General features: G+C 68.7%; 18 protein-coding genes, 1 pseudogene and 1 CRISPR repeat array. Of the genes and pseudogenes, 4 read left to right on the top strand and 15 right to left on the bottom strand.

Features of this window, described 5'->3' with window-relative positions:
• Positions 1-296 precede the first annotated feature (296 nt).
• Complete coding sequence (gene arsM, locus ACIOC0_RS31015; RefSeq protein ID WP_402159051.1) at positions 297-1190, bottom strand: arsenite methyltransferase; 894 nt, start codon at positions 1188-1190, stop codon at positions 297-299.
• A 165-nt stretch (positions 1191-1355) separates the two neighbouring features.
• Here arsM and ACIOC0_RS31010 point away from each other — a divergent pair, with 165 nt between their 5' ends.
• From ACIOC0_RS31010 to ACIOC0_RS31000, 3 genes are read left to right on the top strand one after another with little or no spacing between them, the layout of a single operon-like run.
• Positions 1356-1670 (top strand): ArsR/SmtB family transcription factor, encoded by a 315-nt coding sequence (locus ACIOC0_RS31010; RefSeq protein ID WP_402159050.1) that lies wholly within the window; start codon positions 1356-1358, stop codon positions 1668-1670.
• The gene (locus ACIOC0_RS31005; protein ID WP_402159049.1) at positions 1667-2401 is read left to right on the top strand and encodes an aquaporin; all 735 of its coding nucleotides are present in this window, start codon (positions 1667-1669) and stop codon (positions 2399-2401) included. Before ACIOC0_RS31010 ends, ACIOC0_RS31005 begins: the two co-directional genes overlap by 4 nt.
• Positions 2402-2431: 30 nt before the next feature.
• A complete protein-coding gene (locus tag ACIOC0_RS31000; protein ID WP_402159048.1) occupies positions 2432-2854 on the top strand; it encodes an arsenate reductase ArsC in 423 nt (140 codons plus the stop codon).
• A gap of 27 nt (positions 2855-2881) precedes the next feature.
• On the opposite strand, the gene ACIOC0_RS30995 is transcribed toward ACIOC0_RS31000, so the two are convergent.
• On the bottom strand, positions 2882-3049 hold the full coding sequence (locus tag ACIOC0_RS30995; RefSeq protein ID WP_402159047.1) for a hypothetical protein: 168 nt from the start codon (positions 3047-3049) through the stop codon (positions 2882-2884).
• Between the two features lie 204 nt (positions 3050-3253).
• Positions 3254-3418, bottom strand: a pseudogene (locus ACIOC0_RS30990) (pirin family protein); the annotation flags it as partial.
• 95 nt (positions 3419-3513) lie between these two features.
• Between ACIOC0_RS30990 and ACIOC0_RS30985 the strand changes: the two are divergent.
• Positions 3514-4668: a tyrosine-type recombinase/integrase gene (locus tag ACIOC0_RS30985; RefSeq protein WP_402159046.1), complete on the top strand. Its 1155-nt coding sequence runs from the start codon at positions 3514-3516 to the stop codon at positions 4666-4668.
• 54 nt (positions 4669-4722) lie between these two features.
• Here ACIOC0_RS30985 and ACIOC0_RS30980 read toward each other — a convergent pair whose 3' ends face one another.
• The 12 genes from ACIOC0_RS30980 to ACIOC0_RS30925 form a co-directional block, all read right to left on the bottom strand.
• Positions 4723-4908 (bottom strand): helix-turn-helix domain-containing protein, encoded by a 186-nt coding sequence (locus ACIOC0_RS30980; RefSeq protein WP_402159045.1) that lies wholly within the window; start codon positions 4906-4908, stop codon positions 4723-4725.
• Between the two features lie 684 nt (positions 4909-5592).
• Positions 5593-5904: a type I-E CRISPR-associated endoribonuclease Cas2e gene (cas2e, locus tag ACIOC0_RS30975; RefSeq protein ID WP_402159044.1), complete on the bottom strand. Its 312-nt coding sequence runs from the start codon at positions 5902-5904 to the stop codon at positions 5593-5595.
• A gap of 28 nt (positions 5905-5932) precedes the next feature.
• The gene (gene cas1e / locus ACIOC0_RS30970; RefSeq protein ID WP_402159043.1) at positions 5933-6907 is read right to left on the bottom strand and encodes a type I-E CRISPR-associated endonuclease Cas1e; all 975 of its coding nucleotides are present in this window, start codon (positions 6905-6907) and stop codon (positions 5933-5935) included.
• Entirely contained in the window at positions 6904-7584 is a 681-nt protein-coding gene (gene cas6e, locus ACIOC0_RS30965; protein WP_402159042.1) for a type I-E CRISPR-associated protein Cas6/Cse3/CasE, read from the bottom strand. The genes cas1e and cas6e overlap by 4 nt, the downstream gene beginning before the upstream one ends.
• Positions 7581-8405: a type I-E CRISPR-associated protein Cas5/CasD gene (gene cas5e, locus ACIOC0_RS30960; RefSeq protein WP_402159080.1), complete on the bottom strand. Its 825-nt coding sequence runs from the start codon at positions 8403-8405 to the stop codon at positions 7581-7583. Before cas5e ends, cas6e begins: the two co-directional genes overlap by 4 nt.
• Before the next feature lie 62 nt (positions 8406-8467).
• Positions 8468-9643, bottom strand: coding sequence for a type I-E CRISPR-associated protein Cas7/Cse4/CasC (gene cas7e, locus ACIOC0_RS30955; protein ID WP_402159079.1), 1176 nt, complete (start codon positions 9641-9643; stop codon positions 8468-8470).
• Between the two features lie 74 nt (positions 9644-9717).
• Positions 9718-10452 (bottom strand): type I-E CRISPR-associated protein Cse2/CasB, encoded by a 735-nt coding sequence (casB, locus tag ACIOC0_RS30950; RefSeq protein ID WP_402159041.1) that lies wholly within the window; start codon positions 10450-10452, stop codon positions 9718-9720.
• Positions 10453-10480: 28 nt separating this feature from the next.
• Positions 10481-12076, bottom strand: a complete 1596-nt coding sequence (casA, locus tag ACIOC0_RS30945; RefSeq protein WP_402159040.1) for a type I-E CRISPR-associated protein Cse1/CasA — start codon at positions 12074-12076, stop codon at positions 10481-10483.
• Positions 12077-12268: 192 nt separating this feature from the next.
• Positions 12269-15169 (bottom strand): CRISPR-associated endonuclease Cas3'', encoded by a 2901-nt coding sequence (locus ACIOC0_RS30940; protein WP_402159039.1) that lies wholly within the window; start codon positions 15167-15169, stop codon positions 12269-12271.
• A gap of 86 nt (positions 15170-15255) precedes the next feature.
• Positions 15256-15589: direct repeats of the CRISPR family, unit length 29 nt; unit sequence CGGCTCACCTCCGCTCGCGCGGAGAGGAC.
• 222 nt (positions 15590-15811) lie between these two features.
• Entirely contained in the window at positions 15812-17704 is a 1893-nt protein-coding gene (locus ACIOC0_RS30935; protein ID WP_402159038.1) for an ATP-binding cassette domain-containing protein, read from the bottom strand.
• Between the two features lie 241 nt (positions 17705-17945).
• Positions 17946-19091 carry a hypothetical protein gene (locus ACIOC0_RS30930; RefSeq protein WP_402159037.1) on the bottom strand — a complete coding sequence of 382 codons (1146 nt, stop codon included), beginning with the start codon at positions 19089-19091 and terminating at the stop codon, positions 17946-17948.
• A complete protein-coding gene (locus tag ACIOC0_RS30925; protein WP_402159036.1) occupies positions 19075-19902 on the bottom strand; it encodes a thiopeptide-type bacteriocin biosynthesis protein in 828 nt (275 codons plus the stop codon). The genes ACIOC0_RS30930 and ACIOC0_RS30925 overlap by 17 nt, the downstream gene beginning before the upstream one ends.
• Positions 19903-19911: the final 9 nt, after the last annotated feature.

The raw sequence follows: 19911 nt of genomic DNA, 5'->3' as shown, positions 1-19911 counted from the left end.
CCGCCACGCGTCCGTACGGTCCCTGGAACGCTCTGCGCGGCCTGGCGTCGACGCTGTCGTCCGGCGCATTGCTTCACGCGACCCGGCTGCCCGCCGCCGGGCTGAGCTGCTGGAGCACTTCCGGTGCACCAGACGACACCGGGCTCCGGACGGCATCGTCCCAGGTCATCGACACCCGTTGCTTTTGGCTCGAGTGGTCGGCGCGGCACGACGAAGCCCCGGACGCATGGTCCGGGCCTTGCTGTTGAGCGCGTGCCGGCAAACGGCGGGCACGCGATCAGGGGGAGGTGGCGGCGTCAGCTCTGGCAGCCGCAGCCGGATGCCGTCTTGGCCTCGGTGACGGTCAGGGCGGGGTCGGCGGAGGTCTCGCCGGAGGTGCAGCAGGCGTTGACGCCGCAGCACGCGTCGGCCGACTTGGGGGTCCCGGTGGGCGTGTCAGTGGTCGTCGGCTTGGTGGCTCGCACGATGGCGGAGTGCATGCCGTCGGCGACCGGGTGGGTGGGGGTGATCTCGATGCCCGTGAAGCCGGCGGCTTCCAGGCCCTGGCGGTATTCGGCGAAGGACAGGGCGCCGGCGATGCAGCCGACGTGGTCGCCGCGTTCGGCTCGCTGGTCGGATGTGAGGGTGTCGTCGGCGACGACGTCGGAGACGCCGATGCGGCCGCCGGGCTTGAGGACGCGGAAGGTTTCGGCGAAGACGGCGGGCTTGTCGACGGACAGGTTGATGACGCAGTTGGAGATCACGACGTCTATGGTGTTCGCGGGCAGCGGGATCGATTCGATGGTGCCCTTGAGGAACTCCACGTTCGTGGCGCCTGCCCTGGCGGCGTTGGCGAGGGCCAGGGCGAGCATCTCGTCGGTCATGTCCAGTCCGTACGCCCTGCCTGTGGGTCCGACACGGCGGGCGGAGAGCAGGACGTCGATGCCGCCGCCGGAGCCGAGGTCCAGCACGCGCTCGCCTTCGCGGAGTTCGGCGACGGCGGTGGGGTTGCCGCAGCCGAGGGAGGCGGTGACGGCTTCGGCGGGCAGGGCGTCGCGTTCGTCGGCGGCGTAGAGGGTGGAGCCGAAGTTCTCGTCGACCTCGACGGGCTGCGGTCCGCAACAGGCGGCGTTGCCCTCGGTGACCTTCACGGCTGCCGCGGCGTAGCGCTCGCGGACGGTTTCACGCAGGTCGGTGGACTGCTCGCTCATGACTCACTCCTGGGTGACGGGGCATGGCGGTGCCCTGGAACGGCTTGTATTGATGTTCTTTGATGCAACCTTGCGCCTTGAATCGAAAAACGTCAACATAGAGCCACGTCGAAACAAGGGCTTGACGTAATCGGCCGGGGCACCGACGGCTGCTGCGACGGTCTCGTGTCCGCGCCGCTGGACGATGAGCGTGCGGCGCGGCTGGCGAAGGTGTTCAAGGCCCTCGGGGATCCGGTCCGGCTGCGGCTGCTGTCGATGATCGCCTCGCGGGAAGGCGGCGAGGTCTGCGTGTGCGAGATGACGCCCGCCTTCGACCTGTCCCAGCCGACGATCTCCCACCACCTCAAGCTGCTGCGCCAGGCCGGCCTCATCGACTGCGAACGCCGCGGCACGTGGGTGTACTACTGGGTGCTCCCCGGCGTCCTGGACCAGCTCGCCGCGTTCCTGACAACGCCGCAAACCGCCGGAGCCACCGCGTGACCGCATCCCTCGGCCGCCGCGTCGCCGCTGAAACCCTGGGGACCGGGCTGCTGGTCGCGGTCGTCGTCGGCTCCGGCATCCAGGCCACCGAACTCACGCGGGACGTGGGCGTACAACTGCTCGCCAACTCCCTCGCCACCATCTTCGGCCTGGACGTGCTGATCGCGTTGTTCGGACCGGTCTCCGGGGCGCACTTCAACCCCGCAGTGACCCTCGCGGTCTGGTTCACCGGCCGCCGCGACCGGGACGGGCTCACCCTGCGGGACGTCGCCGCCTACGTGCCCGCCCAGGCGGCGGGGGCGATTGGCGGGGCGATCCTGGCCGACGCGATGTTCGCGAGGCCACTGGTGGAGCTCTCCACCCACGACCGGTCCGCCGGTCATCTGTGGCTGAGCGAGGTCGTCGCCACAGCCGGTCTGATCCTTCTGATCTTCGGCCTGGGCAGGATCGGCCGCGCCGCACTCGCCCCCGCGGCGGTGGCCTCCTACATCGGAGCCGCCTACTGGTTCACCTCCTCCACCTCGTTCGCGAACCCGGCGGTGACCGTCGGCCGCGCCTTCACCGACACCTTCGCCGGCATCGCCCCCGCCTCCGTCATCCCCTTCATCGCGGCCCAACTACTCGGAGCCGCGCTCGGACTTGGCGCCGTAGCGGCGGTCTACGGCCGTCCCGCTCCCGCCCGGGACGGGGTCGTCGCCCCGCACGGCGAACCCGAACTCGCCACCTCCTGACCCGCCCCACTCTCGAGAAAGACTCCTGCCATGAGCGCTCCCGCCCCGCGTGCGTCGGTGCTGTTCGTCTGTGTCCACAACGCCGGCCGCTCCCAGATGGGCGCCGCCTTCCTCACCCACCTCGCCGACGGGCAGGTCGAGGTCCGCTCGGCCGGCTCCGCGCCCGCGAACACCCTCAACCCGGCCGTGGTCCAAGCCATGAAAGAGGTCGGCATCGACATCTCCGCTCAGCAGCCGAAGATCCTCACCACCGAGGCCGTGCAGTCCTCGGACGTGGTGATCACCATGGGCTGCGGGGACACCTGCCCGGTCTTCCCCGGGAAGCGGTACCTTGACTGGCAACTGGACGACCCGGCGGGCCAGGGCGTGGACGCCGTGCGGCCCATCCGTGACCAGATCGAGCAGCGCGTGCGCGGTCTGCTCGCCGAACTCGGCATCACGGCGGTGGCATAAGCACTACGCCGACGGACTCCCCGGCCTTCACGCCACCGAGCGGGGAGTCTGGTCCAGCAGCCGGCCGGAATGCGGGACCTTCTCCGGTGGGCAGCCGATCGGCTCGACGCCGGTCACCGTTGCGGTCAGTTCATCGAACTCGCCCAACACGGGTGCCAGTTCTTCGCCGGTCGCGTACAGCGGCGGTTTCCGCATCCCGCGCAGACCTGACTGCCTGTCAGTGGCGGCATCGGGTCAGAATCAGTCCGATCAGAGTTGACTACGGATGGCGAAACCTGCGCATCGAGGCGGAGTGCAACAGGCGGTGCGAAGGAAATTTGCTCAAGTGATCTGAGTACACCAGTCGGGATGCACTTCCCTTCGCCCCGCCATGTGTGCCTCGCACTGCAAACTGCCAGTTCAGCGGACCTTTCCCCGCGGTTTGAGCGGCACTGAAGGAAGTTCCGGCGCAGACAGCGGATCCCCGTCGTGCCCCTTCACGACCCCGAATCGCGATCCGCTCATCCAGTCCTCCCGGGCCTGGGTGATCTCGTCCTGCGTGCGCCCGACGAAGTTCCACCACATACCACGCGATTGACGGTTCTTCCCAGGTCAGAGGTATCGCACACCCTCGGGCGTCAGCAAAAGGTCAGCAACGGACGCCGAGGAGTCAGCACCACATGGCGGCACGCGCACTCGCCCGCGGCATGGGCACCTTCTTCAAGGACTGCGAGCACCCCGAGTCCCGCTGGTCGAAGTGCCCCCACGAATACAAGATCCGGTACCGCAACCCGGCGGGCAAGCAGACCGAGGAGGCCGGCTTCGGCACTCAGGACAAGGCGATCACGCGTTTGACGGAGATCTACAACCAGAAGAAGGCGGCACCACGGTCCCAGTCGAGGGCGGAGCGCATTCAGAAGTACGGGAGGATGCGCTTCCAGGACTACGCCGAGGAGTGGAAAACGGGTCAACGGCACCTGGCTGCCTCGTCGGTACGGCACCTCGACTCGCTGCTGGAGCATCACCTCTACCCGGCACTCGGCAGCCGACGGATGAACTCCTTCGATCACAAGGTGGTTGACGGCTTCATCCGCACCATGGAGCGCAATGGTGTGGGTCAGGCCACCCAGTCCAACGCCTTCGACAAGCTGCGTGCTGTGCTTCTCGACGCGCACCGGCTCGGGCTCTACAGCGACAACCCGTTGGACGGCGTCAAACCGCCACAGTACGACCCTGCGCGCGCGGTGATCCCGTCGCTCGAACAGTTGCGGGCGATACGAACCGCAGGTGACGACGCCTTCATGCTGGTCGTCGACCTGATGAGCGGCTGCGGTCTGCGGAACGGTGAGGCGTTCGCGGTGAACCTGAACAACATCGTGGCCGATGACGTGTATCGGATCAGCGAGCAGGTCGTGCAGTCGATGCGCCGCTACGGACCGCTCAAGCACAGGAAGGCGGGGGAGTACCGCGATGTGCCGCTTCCCGCTCGTATCAGGGAGACGATCGAGCGGTACGCCGAGAAGCACGGCACGTATGACGGCTACTTGCTGCGTCAGCCGACCGACCCTCGCAAGCCGTATCCGTTCTGGGGAACGGAGAACCAGTGGCGGCGGATCAAAGCGTCGGGCGAGGTGGACATCCCGGAACGGATGGTGCTGTACGGGAACCGACACTTCTACGCGTCGAACTGTCTGAGCAACGGCATCCCGATCACGGACGTCGCTGAGTGGATGGGACACAAGAGCGTCGACGTCACGTTCAAGATCTACCGGCATCTTCTGCCGGGATCGATCGGCAAGGCGGCGCAGGTGCTGGACATGTCGCTCGCGGCCTGAAACGACAGCGGTCCTGACCGCGTCGGCGGCCAGGACTGGCACAAGTCGGCGGGTTCAGCCCAGCTTCTGCTGCCCGGCCCAGGCATGCACATCACTGATCTTGAACTGCAGCTTCGCGCTGCGACCGTGCCCGAACTTGTAGGGGACGAGCCCGAGCTTCGGCGCATCGCGGTACACCCACGTGATCGACATGTTCAGGTACTCGGCGGTCTGCTTGGCGGTCATGAACTGTGTGGGCATGCATGGTCCTCTAGGTCATGTGGGTGAGAAAGCCCAACTGTCTGCTGGCGACACGGGTTTGCAGAGGCAGAGGATTGAGTGGTATCGGCCCTAGCAATTTCGCCGCGCGGTTTGCCTCCCAGCGATCCTGCGGCCGAGCGTCAATCGAGCGGTGACGGTGCCAGTTGGCGATGTGCAGCCATCTGTCAGCTGGCGTAGATGTCGTCTGTACCGGTTAAAGACCTGCTCGGGCCGGAAGCTGGTCTCCAGGTAGCGGTTGGCGCGTTCAACCAGGCCCTTCACCTCCGGATCCCGGGGTCGGCAGAGGTGGACACGGACGGCGAGCAAGGCCCGCGAACGCGGCGAACTCGCTGGGCAAACGCCCTTTGCCGATGTTGGGCTCCGGCCGCGCGGACGGAAACCGTCCGCTAGCGCAGCAGGGAGAGCGATCCAGACCCAGGGTTCGGCCGTCGTCGAGACTGCTCGCGCGAGGAGGACTGAGGTGGCCTCACGCCACGCCGCCGGAGCCGGAACGACGGCTCACCTCCGCTCGCGCGGAGAGGACGGCCAAATTCCGTCCAGGACTTGACAGCGGAGCGGCTCACCTTCGCTCGCGCGGAGAGGACTCGAGGGCGAGCAGTGCGTCCTCGGCGGCATGCGGCTCACCTCCGCTCGCGCGGAGAGGACCCTCGCTGACCTGCCACGCTAGAGGGGGTTTGCCATTCCTTGACTCTTGCTGCGGAATGCGATGAGGGTCAGGCCGTCGAAGTCTTGTGGGATGCGGCGTTGGTGTCCGGCTGTGCGGAGTTCGAAGCCCTGCTCGTTGTCGTTGGGGTAGGCGAGGACTGCGGTGCCGTCGTCGATGCAGGCGGTGACGGAGGCCCAGAGTTCGTCGCGTACGCGGGCGGATACGGTGCCGACGTAGAGCTCTGGCGTGACTTCGAGGAGCCACCGGGTGAGGGCGCCGCGGAGGTGGTCGGGGACGGCGGTGGCGGCGAGGACGGTCATCGAGGCCATGCGGTCCGCGCCTCCCGGAGCAGGGGGTTCACAGGGCGGCTCCGTGGTTGGTGCCGCCGGGCAGGGCACCGGACACGGGGTCCCAGAGGTCGACGAGTTCCTCTTCCGGATCGGGTGCTTCGTGGTCGCCGTCAGGGTGCAGCAGTGTCTGTATGTCGTGGACGATGCGCGGCAGGAGCCGGAAGAGGCGCAGACGGTCGCGGAAGGAGCGGCGGGCTTCGGTCTCGGGGTTGGTGGAGGCGTTGAGGGAGAAGGCCAGCGGGATGGTGAGTTCGGCCTTGTAGAGATCGGCGATGTCGTAGATGAAGGCTTGCTGGTTGCCGTTGTGGACGTAGCCCAGGGCGGGTGAGCAGCCGAGGGCGAGGACGGCTGCGTGGACGATGCCGTAGAGGCAGGTGTTTGCCGAGGAGAGCGCGAGGTTGACGGGGTCCTGCGTGTCCCACTGGGCGGGGTCGTAGGTGCGGCGGAAGCGGCCGATCTTGTATTGCTGGGCGAGGAGTCGGTACTGGGCTTTGACGCGCTGTCCTTCCATGCCGCGCAGCTGTGCCAGGGAGGTGCCGGGCGGCACCGTATTGCTGCCGAAGCGTCGTTCGTACATGGCTGTGGCCACGGCGAGCCGCCGGTCGTCGTCGGCCCAGGAGCGGGCCTGACGTTCGAGCCAGACGGTGGTGAGGGAGGCCGGCTGAGTTGCGGCGTAGCAGCGGACGCCGCCCGATCCGGTGACGACCACGGTGGTGCCGTGCCGAGCGAGAGTCGCCAGGGCGCGGGCAGTGATGGAGGTGCCAGGGCCGAGGAGAACGCAGCTGAGGGCGGCGGTCGGCAGGTAGACGGTCTCGGTGCCCCGCCGGTCGCTGGTCACCTCGGCCAGGACGCCGGTGTCGTCCTGCATCACGCGGACGACGTCCAGGTAGAGAAACGACAGCGAGTCGGCGAAGCGCGGGAGCATGGCCACCGTCGGGGCGGCGAGTCTGCGGCGGCCGGGGTGGGCGGGAGGTGCGGTCATGGGGTGGTGCCGCCTGCACGGCTTCGGGAGGGGGCGATGGTGAGGAGGCCGCAGCCGTAGGCCTTGCCTCGGCCGATTCCGTCGGTGAGTTTCGCCCGCAGTCGGTCGGGGTCGATGATGACGGCGGTGCCGTCGAATTGGGTTCGGGCGTGGCGGATGCGCTGTTGGCCGGTGCCGCGTTGGCCGCGGACGCCGGTGGCGCTGTCGAGGGGCTGGGAGTGCAGGGTGAGCACCTTCAGGCCGGCGGCGTCGGCTTGTCGCATCCACCACTCGTCGGCGTGGGCGCCGGTGAGGGGGACGACGGCGGGCAGGTTGTAGTGGGCACGGGTGGTGGCACCCGGTTTGCGGACGGGGCTGGCGACGCAGCGGAAGTGGATCTGCCCGCCGGCGTGGAGGGCGGTGATGAGGGGGCCGAGTTCGCGGGTGGCCGCCGCGCCGTAGCCGGTGGGAAGGCGACTGATGTCGGGCCGGTGGCCGGATTGCATCAGGATGTAAGGGCCGGTGGGGGCGTCCTCGACGCGGTGAAGGACGCCCAGCGAGGCTCGGGGGTCGGGGCCAGCTCCGTCCGGGAAGAGTGACATGAGTCGGCGGTGCAGTCCGACGGCGTCTGCCAGGTCGCGGCGGGCGTCGCGGGATTGGGGGTGGGGGAGGATCCGGGTCAGCCAGATGTCGTTCATGGCCGGTTCCCCTCGCGGGTGTCGAAGTGGCGGCGCGCGTAGTCGCCGAGGGCTTGGAGGTAGTCGGTGCCGAGGCCGCCCCACTGCTGAGAGGGCGGGGTGACGGTGCGCCGGTAGAGGGGGCGGGCCCGGTAGGTGCGCCGGTTGGGGTGGTAGGTGACGGGCTGGTCGTTGAGGCTGGTCGCCGGGTGGGCGGCCTCGGCCGGGTCGGAGCCGTGGGCGCCGTCGGGCAGCGGCAGCCGGTCGAGAGGCCTGTCGGAGAGGACGTCGACTGTCCGGGCCGCTGTGCCGGCGCGGGGCGCTTTGGCGGCGATCGGCAAGCCCATCAAGTGGTGCAGGGTGTCATCGACAAGACCGAGGAACAGCGGTCCGGTGGGCGGGCAGGCTCGTCGGCCGAGGAACAGCGGCCACCGCGGAGCGCGGAGCGCGTGGGCGCATTCGAGGAGCAGGGTTGCCTGGGAAGCGCTGGTGACGGCGACGGTGAATGCGGCGTCGGCGAGGTAGTAGCGATGGGACAGCAAGGTGGTGGTGTCCCCGGAGCGCTTCTTGCCCTGTGCGGTGGTCACCGTGGCGGCCGCGGCCAGACCGCCGCCGACGGTGTGCAGATCGCGCAGCAGGACGCCGGGCCGGTCCACGCGGACGGTGACGCCCAACCGGGCGAGGTCGTCGACGGGCTCATCGCGGCTGCGGCCGAGGGCCGCTGCGAGGAGTCCCAGGATGCCGGAGCGGGTCGGGAAGGGGGCCGTGTCGCGCTGGTTAAAATGGCTGTGCTGGCCCCAGGACTGCAGGGGGCCGGCGCAGTGCAGCAGCAGTCCCGGCAGCGCCGGCGCTGCTGCCCCGGCGGTGTCGGAGTCGCCGTCGGTCACGCGGCCTACGGTCGTGCTCACGCGCCGGCTCCGGACGCGGTCGTAGCGAACGCACTCTGGACGGCTGAGCCGATCAGGTCGTTCAGGGAGGGGTGGCGCTCGCCCAAGCCGGGGTGGCCCTTCGGGTCAAGGCCGGCCCAGCCGGAGTGCAAAATGCCGGCCCTCCCCATGAAGGAGTTCACGGCTTCGGCGTAGGCGGACAGGGCGTCGCGGGAGGCGGCCGCGTAACCGCCGTCGCCGGCGGCCTGCACCGGCTTTTCGAATCCGGCGGCGAGGGAGAGGGGACGGTCGGAACGCACCGTGAGATGGACCAGGTCCGGCACGGTGTGCGGGGCGGTGGAGTTCTTCTTCGCCTGCGGCAGGGAGCTCACGAAGGAGGTCAGGACCGCCTCGGCCAGTTCTCGAGCGGCCGTCAGATCGCCGCCGAGGTTGCTGGCGAGCGCGGCCAGGTCCACGGTCGCGTAGCGGTAGAAGGTGCCCGCGCTGAACTCGGCATGGCCCATGTGGGCGCTGCCGGTGCTGTCGTTCCAGGCGGCGGTGACATCGTCGACGGCCGAGAAGTAGTCGATTTCGACGTCGGTCTGGTGGGTCGTCATGGCGTGCGCGACCTGGACGGCGCCGTCGACACCGGCGTCGTCCACTTCGGCGAGCATCCGGCCGAAGAGGTTGATGACGCCGTTGCGGGAACGCAGGATGGCCGTCACCCGCTCCTTGGGCAGGATGCTCTTGTCGGCGGCCTTCTTGATGTCCTTCGCGGCCTCCAAGTCGGCCCGCTTCTCTTCGGCCAAGTCGGCGAGTTCGGCGACGGCGGTCTGCGGCACGTACACCATCGCGTTGCCGATCACCTTGTTGACCTGAACCTGCTTGTCCTTCTCCTCCAGCTCGAACTTGATCCCGCTGGCGGCCGCCAGATGGGCGCCGGCACGCGCGGCCAGGTCCTGGGGCCAGCCGCGCTCCTCGACCAACAGGCGGCTCACCCGTTCCCCGATCCGGCGGGTTCGCAGCGCCGCCTGGCCGACGCGCTGCTCGAAGTCGATGCGAATCGCCCGCTTCCAGCACTGGCTGGACACTCGGGTGCGCAGGACGCCGCCGTACTGGACGGTCTTGACCGAGTTGGTGTCGTCCCGGTTGAGGTTGGCGAACGGCACGGTCTGCAGGATGTGTGCACAGATGAATCGGGCGGGCTGCTTCAGGGACACGGATGACTCCTCGATACGAAGCGGTGAATAGCGGGTGGGCAGGGCCGTCGGCGCGGCCGACGGGTTGATCAGGCGCCGTCGACGCTGTCGGGTTCCTGGGCGTCGGCCTGCTCCCGTAGGCGGCGCTCTTCCTCCTGGAGGCGTCGGTAGAAGTCCTGCAGCCAGCGACGGGTGATGCGGCCGGAGTGGCGCCGCCAGTCGATCAGGTCCTGCAGCAGCCGCGCCCAATCGACGGGCACGTCCAGGGAGCGCAGGTATCGAATGGAGGCCGGCAGGTGCCGGTGCAGGCCCGAAACGCCCTGCTTGCACAGCAGGTTCAGGCGGCTTTCGGCGGTGCCGCGCCGCATCTTCCGCTCCAGACCGGGGCTGCGGACGACAGCCAGTGCGAAGGACGCGCCCAGGCTGGTTCCATAGTTTCTCTCCCCGCCCCAACGCGCGCCGGAGGGTGCCGTCTCAGGCTCGGCCGCAGGTGCAGTGCTCTCGTCCCCGGGAGTGGCGTCGGCCTCGGCGGCGACCGAACCGCGGCGTGCCTGCTCGGCGATCATCGCAGCGACGGCGTAGTACGCCTGCTCGGTGTTCTCGAGCACGTTCTGCGGCATCAGGTGGGCGATCACGCGGTGCATCCTGGGCACCGAGTTCAGGTCCTTGCGCACGCCGGACCGCAACGCGCTGCGTGCGCCGGGGTCGCCTGCGCACTTCGTCAGCACGGCCTCGGTGAACATGCGATAGCGGTCGAGGCGGATGGGTTCCTCACCGCTGCGCGGTGCCGGAACCGCCGCGGAGGACGGTGCTTGGGTCGTCACCAGGATCTCCTTCGGATCACGGGCTGGTTCATGCGGCGGGGCTCTTGCCGGGCTTGCGGGGGCGGGGATCGCCGAACAGTTCGACCCGCGCCTCCTCAACAGCCCGGGCGCCGCGCTGTGTGCCGGTCACCGAGGCGGTGACCTCGTCGTAGGCGCGGATGGCGAGCTGGAGAAACGCTTTGCGTGCCGTGGCGGTGTCGAGGCCTGCGTCGAGGGCCTTCCCGGTCCGGTCCAGCAGACGGAAACGGGTCCAGAACTCGGCCTCCGCCGCTGGCCAATACCGGGCGGCGCCCTCTTGCGCCCAGGATTGCGCGCTGTCCTTCGGGTCGTTCACGTAGGCCCGCCAGGCCCGGCGCACGGCGCGGTCCAGACGGATGCCGAACCGCTCTCCCATCGCCCTCAACCGGCCCACCGCGGGCTGGGTGCGGGCCGAGCGCCTCTCGGCGAAGGCGAGCACCGGCGGGGTCACTGCGTCGACGAACTGGGTGTCCTTGGCCTGCCCGTCCTGCTCGAAGCCCAGAGCATGCACCCGCAGGTCCAGCGGCAGCTCGACGGCCCACTCGAACACCTTGGGCCGCCTCGGCTGCGCGACGCCGGGCGGGTCGATAAACAGCAGCGCGTCCAGGTCCCGCCACAACGCTCGCTGGGAGTCGGCCGGCCGCGGGTAGACGTTGCCCTGCTTGCTGATCTGCCAGATCAAGTAGTCGTCGTCCGGTCGTGTCCCGCGGCCCTGGCGGTAGGCCCAGGTGATGTAGGCGTTCCCCACCACGGAGGCGTCGTTCTCGTCGGGCACCAGGAGCAGGGCGTGCATCGATGCGGCGGTCAGGCGGGAGCACGGCCCGGTCAGGGCGGCCGGTGGGCCGTCAGGGTCGGGAAGCTCATCCCACTCCCACGGGCACCGGTCCTGCTCCCGCCTGACGGCCGTCTCCGGTGGGACCAGGCCGGCCAGCAGCGTCTCGAAGAGAGTGGCGCCTTCCGGGTGATACGACAGAGACGAACGCAGCGGGCCCGCCGCCGAGCTGGCGCTCTTCACGCCGTTCACCTCACGCGACGAGCAGCGGCCGGATGGGCCGTAGTAATGCCAAGTCAGCAGGTTGAGCAGAGCCTCCGAAGCGGACAGCGGGCCCGGGCGGGTGTCCAGGGCGTGGGTCCACCAGCTGTGGTTGTTGCCCGACGGGCGCGTTACTGCCAGCTTGTTCACCCCCGCCGTGCTAGCAGGATCGCACTGGTGAGCGAGGCGCGGATCCTGCATCCACGGACGGCCCTGCGCGCTCGTGTCGAACAGGAAGAAGCGGTCGCGATAGGCGGCGGCGTACGCCTCGATGCCCTCCGCCGGTAGCCGGCCCTCCTCCAAAATCTCCTCCCGTCGCTCCAGCCACTCCTCGGGCCCCTGACGCGCTTCGTCCAGCCCCGTCATCCGGGCGGTGAGCGCGTAGAGCGGCCGCAGGAGCGCCGAGTGGGCCGGCGCGTCGGCGATTGCCAGGCTCTCGATGTCGTGGCTGCGTAGAAGCAGCTCGAGCAGGCCGACCTTGGGGGGCAATTCCCTCGCATCAGGCCGGTCAGCGTGCGGCGCCCAGCGCACGGGAACGAGAGGGTCGTACAGGATGTTCGGTGTCGCGGGCATGAGGCTCCCAGGGCGTACACAATAAGGCTGGGGTCCCTGCGTGAGCGGGGGTGAGCCGACTGCCGCTCTCAGACGCCAACGCGTCACATCCCCCTGCCTGCGCAAGCAGGCGCTCCCAAGTTCCCCCTGGATCAGGTGCGGTTGAACCGTAGCGAAGACTGCTGCTCTTAGTGAAGGTTTCGTGGAAGTCGGTCACAAACGCTCAAGACCGACCTCCGAAACGACGATCGTCCGGTCACCGCGGCGGCAGACCCACCGACCGTCCGCAGCTCGGGTCATCGGGAGCAGGACGACGTCCCGAAGAGTGGAGACCTTTTTCCAACGGACGGGGTGGTCCTTGTCGACTTCGCCTCTCTCGCGCACCCACGTACCGGGCACCGGCGCGGTATAGGCGACGACGTCGGCGACGTCGTCCCGGCTCAGGGCTCTTCCGTCCAAGCCGGGTACCGCGCCGCCCGAACCGTCCGGGCTGACGGAGAGGAAGCCGTCAGGGTGCGTGTAGGCGCAGAGCACCCGCCCGGTGTCTGCTCCCAGCCGCGTGGTCAGCAGCTCCTCCGTGACACCCTCAAGGCGACGGCTGATGAGGTGCAACTGGCCCTGGACGTCTCCGGGACCGCTGATTCCCACCACGGCAGCGAGGTCGGTCTCGGCCATCTGTGACGCCTGCCGCTCCACGTCCAGGGACTCAAGTTCCCGCTTGACCGCCGCGTCGAGACCGTCGACGAAGTCCGGCGCGTACACGGCATCCACGAGTTCCTGCACACCCCCCGGCACCACGATGCCCGCCGCAGCCCGTTCGGCCAGCAGCAGCGATGTGCGGATGAGCAGGCTCACGTCGTAGACCGAACCCCATGACACCGGCTTGTCCGCCCGCTGCGGGCGGAGGAAGGGATCGAGAACGACCAGCCGCGGCCGGTCCTCCGTCCGTGCCCACGACGGTCGTCCGCCCGGCCCTCGCGAATGGCGGCGGCCGCGGCCCGCGCGCTGCAGCAACTGTGCCAACGGGGCCAGATCACTGATGATCAGGTCGAAGTCGAGGTCCAGAGACTGCTCCACCACCTGCGTCGCGACCAGGATCGACGCCGGCCGCACCGTCGGCGGCTGGTCGGTACGCGGCTTGCCGTACGCGCTCTCGCAGTCAGCAGTGATCCGCTGACGGACGTTCGCCGGATAGCGGGAGTGCAGCAGCCGGATGCCGCCCTCCCGGCGCGCCAGGTGCGGGAACGCGGCATGCAGGTCACGGTAGGTGGCCTGTGCCTCAGCGACCGTAGTGCAGCAGACGAGAGCCGTTCCGCCCTCGTCCACGACCGGCTGTAGTTCCTCGCGCAGTGCCTGACGGCGGCCGCCGGACAGCGCCGGCATGACCGGTGCGGACGTGACGTCCCAGGTCACCCGACGTACCGTCACGTCGAGGGTGCGGGGGCGGTCACTGCCGGTCGCTCGAGGTGCGGACACCTCGCCGGTGCCCGCACTCGCGTACACCCACCCCGGATAGCGTGGCGTGACAGCGGCCGGATCCAGGAAGCCCGCACCACGGCGGTAGGCGTTGACCAGTGATGCGGCCGTGCTGCCGGTCAGCGTGGCCGACAACAGCACCACCGGCGAGCGCAGGGCGCCGAGCCACTCCAGAAGACTGAGCAGCAGCTTGTGCATCCATGGTCCGTAGGCATGGGCCTCGTCGACGATGAAGACCTTCTCGTGCAGACCGAACAACGGCAGCACGTTGTACCGAAGCGGCAGCACCCCCCGCAGCACCTGGTCGATGGTGCCCACGGACAATGGAGCGAGGAAGCCCCGCCCTGATCCGCGCAGCCACGCGTCCGCCACTATCGCCGTCGCCTCATCCGCGCTGATCTCGCTGGCCCGCCCCTGGTTTACCGCCGCAGCGGCAGCCTCCGTGGCCGCCTGCCCGTACAAGGGGTTCAACCAGGCCATGGAGTGCAGCAAGGTAAGAGCCCGCTCCCCACCGAGCGCAACCTCAGCAAACCTTCTGACCCGCCCGTACATCGCGTCCGCCGTCGCCATGGTCGGCAGCGCCACATACATCCCCCGAGCCCCCGCCGCCCGGCCGAGGACGGACGCGGCGTACAACGCCGCCTCCGTCTTCCCATCACCCGTGGGTGCCGTCACCAGCGCCAGTCCGGGGCCGTGCTCTGCGACCAACCCCGGCAAGTGTTCTATGAGATCCCCTTGCAGAGGATTCGGGGCGAACGGGAACATCTCACCGAAGCGCTGCGCCTCGTACGTGGCCCGGCCCAACTGCGCCTGAGCCACCAGCCCCGACGCGGCCGCACCCGCCCGCCGCCAGTGCGCGTCAACGTCTGCAGGCGATCCCTGCCAGGTTCCGACAGCAGGCTGGATGCTCTTAATCGCACCGATCTGACTCGCCAGCCAGTCAGCCGTGACCACCAGACCCGTCAGCACCACCGCCATGTCCGCGGAAAGCGCACCCCCCGGCACCGCCGCACCGCCTGTCACCCGCCGCAGTTCCTCGAAATGCAGCCGCCGCTGTCCCGCCCAGCCGTCCTCCCCAAGCCCCGGCTGGTAGTGACTCGGCGCCCGCAGCTTCACCGGTGACACCTTCGCCCCGAACGTCCCGTGGTGGCCGCCCAGCAACTGTCCCACCCAATGAGCCAACGGTGCCGTCGCACCACCCACCCCGGAGCTACCGCGCGCGGTGGAATACCCCTCTTCGGCAAGGAGCGTGGCAAGCGACCAGTGCGTCGCCATCTCGTGCCGGAACCCTCTGTCCCGTTCGGCACCCGGCGCGAACAGATACGCCGCATCGGCACGTACCTTGTCGAACAGCGACGTCACCTGCGCCTGGAAGACGGGTGTGATCTTCCCCAGATCATGAAGGCCTGCCCAGAACGACAACACCGCCCGGCAGTCCGTCACGCCCAAGGCCAGTTGCTCGGCGAACCGTTCTCGCGTGGCATCGGACAACAACACGTCCCACAGCACGCCGAAGACCGCTGCCACGTCCAACATGTGGCACATCACCGGGTACGCGTGGTCAAGACCGTGCTCCTTGCCCCAAAGCCTGGGGTCGGGGCAGGCGCACACTCGTGAGTCGTCCTGATACTTCGTCACGGAACACTGCTATCAGAGCCCACTGACAATGAGCCCTGACCAGCACAGACGCTGTTGGCGCAAAGCCGGGACTTGGCTCTGGAGCACGCCTCACCTCCCCTCGCGCGGAGAGGACGACGGATCTGACTTCACGCTCACCATCGCCGACGGTTCACCTCCGCTCGCGCAGAGAGGACTCCGCCTTCAGCTCGTTCACCTGTCCCGAGAGCGGCTCACCTCCGCTCGCGCGGAGAGGACAACACGCCGCGAGGCGACCGTCCCACAGCCGACGGCTCACCTCCGCTCGCGCGGAGAGGACGTGTACGCCGCCACCCGAGCCGACGCCATCGCCGGCTCACCTCCGCTCGCGCGGAGAGGACGTGGTGGTGCACCGGTGGGGCGGCCTCGACGACGGCTCACCTCCGCTCGCGCGGAGAGGACACTTCCCGACCTGCTCTTTTGTAGGGACTTTGCTGTTACTTTACCCGTGGGGTCGAGTAGCGTTTGTGGACTCTGCGGTGGTTTCGTTGTGCTGGATCAGCTTAGCCAGTCCGACGCGCGGCAGGTTTGCGGCGGTTCACCAAGCGGACCAAGGCCCGGGGGCGGCGGCTCCACCGCCTTGCTTCCGCAAGATCACGCCAAGTGAAATGGCTGCGCCGTCGGTCAGCGGTCCGTGGAGAGGGTCAGAAGTTCGGCGAACAGACCGCCGCCGTGCGCGAGTTCGTCGTACGTGCCGTGCTCGGCGATCCGGCCGTCTGCCATGACGATGATCCTGTCGGCGATCTTGGTGTTCTGGAGTTGGTGGGTGACGACGATCGTCATGCGCTCGGCGGCGATTCGTTTGATCTCCAGGAAGATCGCGTGCTCGCCGCGGGCGTCCATCTGTGACGTCGGCTCGTCCAGAATCAGGAGTGGCGTCTGTCGGTAGAGCGCGCGCCCGCACACCAGTCGCTGCCATTGTCCTCCGGACAGCTCGGCCCCGCCCCACAGTTCCTTGGCGAGCAGCGTGTCGAGTTGCTGGGGCAGCTGCTCGATCACCTCGCGCATGCCGACCGCGTCGACGACGTCCCACACGGGTCCGTCGTCGAAGGTCTTCGGCTGACCCAGCGTGATGTTCTCGCGGACGCGCAGGGGCCAGCACGCGAAGCCTTGCGGGACGAGCGCGGTGCGCTTCCACACGGCGTCAGGGTCAGCGTCTGCGAGATCGACGCCGTCCCACACGACACTGCCCTTGTCGGCGAGGAGGATGCCGGTGATGAGTTTGGCCAGTGTCGACTTGCCCGAGCCGTTTTCGCCGACGATGGCCAGGATCTCGCCGCGGCGCATCGTGAGCGACACCCCTGCGACGGCCGGCTTCTCCTTGCCGGGGTACTGATAGACGACCTCGTCGAGGCGGATCTCGTCCACTCGATCCGCGATGGTCAACTCGCCCCGACTGGGAGCGCGTTCACCGGCCATGTCGAGGAAGGACCGCATGTCGGCCAGGTAGAGGGCCGTGTGGAACATCGCGGCTCCGTGGATGACGAACTGGGAGAGCGCGGCCAGTGTGGTCTGGACGGCGACCATGGCGGTGGCCGCGACGGGAAGGGCGACCCGCCCCGTGGTCGCCAGCCAGGCGAGGGTGGCCCAGGTGATCAGCAGGAAGATTCCGCTCAGGGCGCTGGTCGACAGGGCAATGCGCAGCATCCGCGGTGCGGCGGTCAAGGTGCGCTGATCGATCCGCGCTGACAGTGCCCGGTACCAATAGATGAGGTAGTCGGTCATGCCGTTGGCGCGGACTTCGTCCCCGTAGCGGGAGTAGGTGGCCCACCAGCGCATCATGGAGCGCACGTTGCGGTCGCCGACGTTGAGGTAGTGGGTCTCGTAGTCGACGCGGGCGGAAAGCACGGCCCCGGCGCCGGCTGGCAGCACGGCCAGCAGGAGCAAAGGCAACATCAGCGGGTGCAGCGCGGTGATGACCCCGCTCGCTGCGATCATGCGGATGAGGGCGGACATGAATCGCTGGGCGTCTTGCACCATCATGCGGGTCCGTGTGACTCCTACTTCGGCTGCCTCCTGTCGGTCGGCGAAGCCGTCCTCTCCGTACGCGGATGACTCCACGCGACACACGGCCGTGACGAGAGCGACGTCGGCTTCAGTCGTCAGCAGAGGTGTGATCCGACCGTCGGCGTAGGAGGACAGGGCGCTGCTGATGCGGCCGATTCCTGCGGCCGCCGTTACCACGATCAGCGCGGGCAGCGCGGCGTGCAGACGTTCGGACACGGTGCCCGTGGCGAGGATGTGGGTCATCGCCTGAGCGGTGAACGCGAGGACGATGCCCGCTGCGAGACCGGTGAGCAACTGGCATACGAGGAGCAGCGCGACGCCGCTCCTGTCGACGGCCCACGCCATCCGTGCGGTGTGCCCGAGTACTGAGGGGAGGCGTCGGCACATCGCCCCGAAACCGGCATCTGCCAGCGGGTTCTTCCCGAACTTGCCCTCGAAGTTGATCGTGGCCGGCGGTGGAGGGGGTGGCCCCCCGTTTGCGGTCGAGGCGTCAGTCACAGTCACCTGCATCCCTCCTCAGGGGTCGGGGCCGCACCTGGATGGCTCGGCGGTGCACGGCATAACGAGGTGCCTCCCGGATCGAACGCGCTCGATTCCGGACGCGCCGAAGCCCTTGAAACTCCAGGGGTCGAACGCGTGGCCGCGGCGCTTGGGCCGTCGAGAGCGGCTCGAAGTTGGCCGAATCGCCGATCTCCGAAATGCCTGTGACGCATGGGACTTCCAGCCGGATGTCGCGTGACGACGACCGGCATCACCTTGATCGAGATCGACCCTGTTCCACGGTGCCAGCCCGATTCGGGTGGGCAAGGCTCTCGCGGATCGTTTGGTCGCTCACACGTAGCGCCTCGACGAGATGGCTTTTCAGCCCATCGGCCAGTGACCCCGCTCCCAGGCCACAGGCCTGGACGAGGGCACGGCATTCTTGCGCCTCTCGAGCGGTGGAGAGAGTGGTGAACAAGGGGTGTGCCAGTGTCTCGTGGGCGGCGTATCCATCAGTCGCCTTGATCGTCCGGCGGTGCAGTTCCGCGACGATCACACGCGCAACCGCGTCCTCGGGCGGGGGAAGTGCGTCCAGCACCGCGAGTCCGAGCCGCGTGTTGAACACGACCAGGTCCTCGCTGTCCGGTCGTTCGAGGTAGGCGGTCACCAGGTTCTGCAGAGGGCCCCGCCATGGCAGCCCCGCTGCCTGCCGGCACAGGACGGTCAGGCAGCTCGTGACGGCGTCCTGCCAGGGGTCTGGGGACTCCGTGGCGGCCAGGAGGTTGGCCGCGCCGAGTGCGTTTCCCGCAGCCAGGGCGGCAAGGATGGCGACCTGGCGGCCGTCGAGCATGCGCTGCCCGACGCCGCGGTGGGTCTCCACATGGGAGAGCGCTTCGCTCCAGCGGCCGGCTGCAGTCAAGGCGCGCGTCCCGTCGGCGAGAAGGATCCGCCACAGCCAAGCACGGACCACATGGCGGTCCTCGGTGCTCTCTGTGAGGCAGGCAGGTATGGCGATGCACCCGACCTGAGCCGGGGACTCGGTGCTCACAGCGTTGAAGAGCGTCAGCAGGCGTTCGCGGCCGTCGTCGTACCGACCGGCGCGGATCGACAGACGTGCCAGATTGACCGCAGGTTCGAGAGCCCGGATCGCGGTCGTGCCAGGCAAGGGGACAGCGTGCAGGTAGGCCGCGGCATGCTGGCGGCACAGCGTTCGGGCAAGGTCCGGCATTCCTACATCAGAGGCGAGCAATGCGGCCTGGTTATACACCGTGGAGGCCACGCCCGGGTCGCCGGACTGCGCCGCGAGGTCGGCGAGTGCGGCCAGCGCGTGTACGCGCTGAGTTAAGGGGAGGCAGGCGGGGCGGGGTCGGGCGATGAGGGGGAAGCGTTGGGCTGCGGCATCAGGGAGTTTCCACACGGTCCGCGGTACTCCTCTCGCTGGTGGGGTCCGGACCGAATATGACGGTCTTCGTGGCGGTCGCGAGGATGGCCTGGGTGGCGTAGGGCAAGCCGATCCGGTTCCATGCGAAGAGCACGTGATGCGCCACGACGTCACGCAGGCCACGGCGAAGCTGTCCCGACTCTGTTAGCCGGGCCAGGTCCGTTCCGGCACCGGCGTAGGCGCCGGCCCATTCGGCGGCGTGGGCCAGCGGTCCACCCGCGCGCATCATGTCCTCTCCGTTCACGGAGATCAGTCGGTGCACGGTGGTGAGCAGTTGATCGCCGCCGTGTGCGGCGCCGGCGGGGAGCGCGCGGTGTGCGGCGACGCGCGCCCAGACGTCGCCCTGCTCGTACCAGTCCAGTCCGGCGGAGCGCATCAAGAGGCTGCACAGCATGAGGGATGTCTCGCGGCGGTGGCGGCCGGCGTCGCTCTGGAGAAAGTCGACGAGGTTCCGGCTGTCGCGGTGGAAGAGGTGGTGGGCGGATGCCATGGCTTCGGGGCCGCCGAAGGCGTGGATCTCCGGTTCGTAGATGATCTCCGTCCATGTCTTGACGTGTCCCTCGGCTGTCAGCCTGTCGAGGTGCGGGCCGATGGGGTCCTGCCCGTCGGCAGCGCACAGGTGGCGCACGCGCCAGCAGGGGCGCTTTCGGATGATGAACCAAGAGGTGAGTGCGCCCTCGTCCTCTGCCGTGCACAGGAGCGGGGCGAGTCGGGTCAGGGCGATGTGCTCGGCGCGTCCCCAGTCCGGGAACGCGACGTTGATCTGGCACCAGGTGGGTGAGTTCACGAGGCGTCT

Origin of the sequence: Streptomyces sp. NPDC088254 (assembly GCF_044740925.1) — a bacterium.
GTDB lineage: Bacteria > Actinomycetota > Actinomycetes > Streptomycetales > Streptomycetaceae > Streptomyces.
Note: the sequence above shows the minus strand (reverse complement) of the source record. Positions and strands in the feature narration are given on the sequence as shown.

Bases quoted from the DNA above. Each gene is read 5' to 3' on its own strand.
- arsM (WP_402159051.1), bottom strand. From the start codon at position 1,190: ATGAGCGAGCAGTCCACCGACCTGCGTGAAACCGTCCGCGAGCGCTAC.
- ACIOC0_RS31000 (WP_402159048.1), top strand. From the start codon at position 2,432: ATGAGCGCTCCCGCCCCGCGTGCGTCGGTGCTGTTCGTCTGTGTCCAC.
- ACIOC0_RS30995 (WP_402159047.1), bottom strand. From the start codon at position 3,049: ATGCGGAAACCGCCGCTGTACGCGACCGGCGAAGAACTGGCACCCGTG.
- ACIOC0_RS30985 (WP_402159046.1), top strand. From the start codon at position 3,514: ATGGCGGCACGCGCACTCGCCCGCGGCATGGGCACCTTCTTCAAGGAC.
- ACIOC0_RS30980 (WP_402159045.1), bottom strand. From the start codon at position 4,908: ATGCCCACACAGTTCATGACCGCCAAGCAGACCGCCGAGTACCTGAAC.
- cas2e (WP_402159044.1), bottom strand. From the start codon at position 5,904: ATGGCCTCGATGACCGTCCTCGCCGCCACCGCCGTCCCCGACCACCTC.
- cas1e (WP_402159043.1), bottom strand. From the start codon at position 6,907: ATGACCGCACCTCCCGCCCACCCCGGCCGCCGCAGACTCGCCGCCCCG.
- cas6e (WP_402159042.1), bottom strand. From the start codon at position 7,584: ATGAACGACATCTGGCTGACCCGGATCCTCCCCCACCCCCAATCCCGC.
- casA (WP_402159040.1), bottom strand. From the start codon at position 12,076: ATGCCCGCGACACCGAACATCCTGTACGACCCTCTCGTTCCCGTGCGC.
- ACIOC0_RS30935 (WP_402159038.1), bottom strand. From the start codon at position 17,704: ATGCAGGTGACTGTGACTGACGCCTCGACCGCAAACGGGGGGCCACCC.